This window comes from uncultured Amnibacterium sp. (genome assembly GCF_964244015.1).
GTDB lineage: Bacteria > Actinomycetota > Actinomycetes > Actinomycetales > Microbacteriaceae > Amnibacterium.
Window position 1 is genome coordinate 1 of sequence record NZ_CAXTHO010000191.1, and the last position, 3,491, is coordinate 3,491.

1 protein-coding gene and 2 tRNA genes are annotated in these 3,491 nt (G+C 69.6%); 1 reads left to right on the top strand and 2 read right to left on the bottom strand.

Annotation, left to right across the window (positions count from 1 at the left end; all coding sequences use genetic code 11):
* Positions 1-166: 166 nt before the first annotated feature.
* Positions 167-2,512: an ATP-binding cassette domain-containing protein gene (locus ACFE67_RS14575; protein WP_375407595.1), complete on the top strand. Its 2,346-nt coding sequence runs from the start codon at positions 167-169 to the stop codon at positions 2,510-2,512.
* Positions 2,513-3,123: 611 nt separating this feature from the next.
* Here ACFE67_RS14575 and ACFE67_RS14580 read toward each other — a convergent pair.
* Together ACFE67_RS14580 and ACFE67_RS14585 are read right to left on the bottom strand one after the other, a co-directional pair.
* Positions 3,124-3,197 (bottom strand) — tRNA-Met (locus ACFE67_RS14580).
* 41 nt (positions 3,198-3,238) lie between these two features.
* Positions 3,239-3,310, bottom strand: a tRNA-Thr gene (locus tag ACFE67_RS14585).
* Positions 3,311-3,491: the final 181 nt, after the last annotated feature.

A 3,491-nucleotide genomic window follows, 5' to 3' on the forward strand; every position in this document is an offset into this window, starting at 1 on the left:
TGCTCCGAACAGGCGCTGCGCGAGTGAGCGAACCAGCGCGCAGAGCGCCGGATCGACATCATCGAGCTGGCGCGCGCTCCGCGTGACGACGCGCGCGAGGCGCGCCGCGAGGACTGTGCTCAGCCCGACCTCGAGCGCCGCCGCCGCGAGCACTAGGGTCGCGCGCATGGTCGACCCCGCGGACACCCACGACGTCATCCGGGTGACCGGCGCCCGGGAGAACAACCTGAAGGACGTCTCGCTCGAGCTGCCGAAGCGCCGCCTGACGGTCTTCACGGGGGTGTCCGGGTCGGGGAAGAGCTCGCTGGTGTTCGGCACGATCGCCGCCGAGTCGCAGCGGATGATCAACGAGACGTACCCCGCTTTCGTGCAGGGGTTCATGCCCACGCCGAACCGCCCCGACGTCGACGTGCTCGCGGGCCTGACCACCGCGATCATCGTCAGTCAGGAGCGGATGGGCGCGAACGTCCGCTCCACGGTCGGTACCGCGACCGATGCGAACGCGATGCTGCGAATCCTGTTCTCGCGCCTCGGGTCGCCGCACGTCGGCGGGCCGACGGCGTACTCCTTCAACGTCCCCTCCGTCTCCGGGGCGGGCGCGATCTCGGTCGGCGGGGCGAAGGCGGAGAAACGCACGTTCTCGAGCGTCGGCGGCATGTGCCCGCGTTGCGAGGGCATGGGAACCGTCAGCGACATCGACCTGGCGCAGCTGTTCGACGACTCGAAGACGCTCGCCGAGGGCGCGATCACCATCCCCGGCTACACGGCGGACGGGTGGATGGTGCGCATCTACAGCGAGTCCGGCCTCGTCCCGAGCGACGTCCCCCTCCGCGACCTCACCCCGGCGCAGCGCCAGGACTTCCTGCACAAGGAGCCGACGAAGGTCAGGATTGGGAACATGAACCTCACCTTCGAGGGGCTGGTCCCGAAGGTGCAGAAGTCGATGCTGTCGAAGGACGTCAACGCGATGCAGCCGCACATCCGCGCGTTCGTCGAGCGGGCGGTGACGTTCCAGCCGTGCCCCGAGTGCGGCGGCACCCGCCTGGCGGAGGGCGCGCGGACCTCGAAGGTCGCGGGGATCAGCATCGCGGACGCGTGCGCGATGCAGATCAGTGACCTCGCGACGTGGGTGCGCGCGCTGCACGAGCCGTCCGTCACGCCGCTGCTCAGTGGGCTGCAGCAGCTGCTCGACTCGTTCGTCGAGATCGGGCTCGGCTACCTCGGCCTCGACCGACCCGCGGGCACCCTCTCCGGCGGGGAGGCGCAGCGCGTGAAGATGATCCGGCACCTCGGGTCGTCGCTGACGGACGTCACCTACGTTTTCGACGAGCCGACCGTGGGGCTGCACCCGCACGACATCCAGAGCATGAACGGGCTTCTGCTGCGCCTCCGGGACAAGGGGAACACGGTGCTCGTCGTCGAGCACAAGCCCGAGACGATCGCGATCGCCGACCACGTCGTCGACCTCGGGCCGCGCGCTGGCGCGGCCGGCGGCGAGATCGTGTTCGAGGGCACCGTGGAGCAGCTGCGGACCAGCGGCACGCTCACCGGGCGCCACCTCGGCGACCGCGTCTCCGTGAAGCCCGAGGTGCGCGAGCCGACCGGGGCGCTCGAGATCCGCGGCGCCGTCTCCCACAACCTGCGCGCGATCGACGTCGACGTGCCGCTCGGCGTGCTGGTCGTCGTCACCGGGGTCGCGGGCTCCGGCAAGAGCTCGCTGGTGCACGGGTCTTTGTCGACGCGGGCCGACGTCGTCTCTGTCGACCAGAGCCCGATCCGCGGCTCGCGGCGCAGCAACCCCGCCACGTACACGGGCCTGCTCGACCCGATCCGCGCCGCGTTCGCGAAGGCGAACGGCGTGAAGGCGGCCCTGTTCAGTGCGAACTCGGAGGGTGCCTGCCCGGTGTGCGCCGGCAACGGGGTGATCTACACGGATCTCGGGATCATGGACACGGTCGCGACGTCGTGCGAGGAGTGCGGCGGGAAGCGGTTCCAGGCGGCGGTGCTCGAGTACCGCCTCGGTGGGCGCGACATCAGCGAGGTGCTCGGCATGAGCGTCGCCGAGGCGGAGGAGTTCCTCGGCACGGGCGACGCCCGCGTGCCGGCCGCGCACGCGATCCTGGTGCGGATGAAGGACGTCGGCCTCGGCTACCTGACGATCGGGCAGCCCCTCACCACACTGTCCGGCGGTGAGCGGCAGCGGCTGAAGCTCGCGGTGCAGATGGCGGGGCAGGGTGCGGTCTACGTGCTCGACGAACCCACGACGGGCCTGCACCTGGCGGACGTCGCGCAGCTGCTCGGGCTGCTGGACCGCCTCGTCGACTCCGGTCGCTCGGTAATCGTCGTCGAGCACCACCAGGCGGTGATGGCGCACGCGGACTGGATCATCGACCTCGGGCCGGGCGCCGGGCACGACGGCGGCCGGGTTGTCTTCGAGGGCACACCCGCACAGCTGGTCGCCGACCGCTCGACCCTGACCGGCCAGCATCTCGCGGAGTACGTCGGCGCTTGACCCGAATCTGCCGGCGCGCACCGCCCGCTCTCCCAGTGCTTCACGGCTGCCCGGATTGTCGCGACTTCGAAGTCAGTGAGCGCGTCCGGCGTGTGCGGCGGCTTGTGCAGGCGCGAGACGTTGTCCATGGGATTGCGCGGCAGGACCTCGTGGCGAACCGCAAGTGCCAGAGCGAGGCGCAGCACCAACCGGGCCTGGTGGCTGAGACCTGCCGAGTTGCACCATCCCAGTCCCGTTGCCGAGCGCGGGCCTGCACACGGCCGCGGTGCGCGGTCACGAAGCTGATGGTGCCGAAGGTTCCGAGGTCCAGGCGCTGCCGTGGGTGGGCCATTCGTACACCGTTGTCACGGGCACGCCCAGGTACTGCGCCAGCTCGCGGACGTCGAGGAAGGGCTCGAGGCCCAATCGTGTCGACTCGTCTTGGTCCATGCAGACCAGGTGCGCGGCCAAGGCCAGAACGACTTGAACCATGAGAAGACACCCCGGTCAGGACGGGTAGAAATGCCTGATCAGAGCCGTGTGAAACGGCAAACCGGTGAGTACACGTTGACGAGATCAAACCTCGCCACCAAAAAAGTCCCGGAAACCCTTGAGTTTCCGGGACTTCGACGTAGCGGGGGCGGGACTTGAACCCGCGACACCACGATTATGAGCCGTGTGCTCTAACCACCTGAGCTACCCCGCCGCGAGGACGTGCTGCCGCGGGGTGCGCGAGCCGCCTGTCCGAGCCCCGAAAGAGGATTGAACTCTTGACCTTCTCCTTACCATGGAGATGCTCTACCACTGAGCTATCGGGGCGCACGCCGACCCGTCTCCGGGGCCGGAAGCGACGACGACTCTAGCATCACGCCTCCGGGGCCCTCCCCTCTGCGCCCCTGCATGTCCGTCCCTGCCCGCGTCGCGATCCGTGCCGCGTTCGCGACGCAGATGCGGCACGGATCGCGACGCGAGCGGGTGCTTCAGCGCGACACGCCGCAAC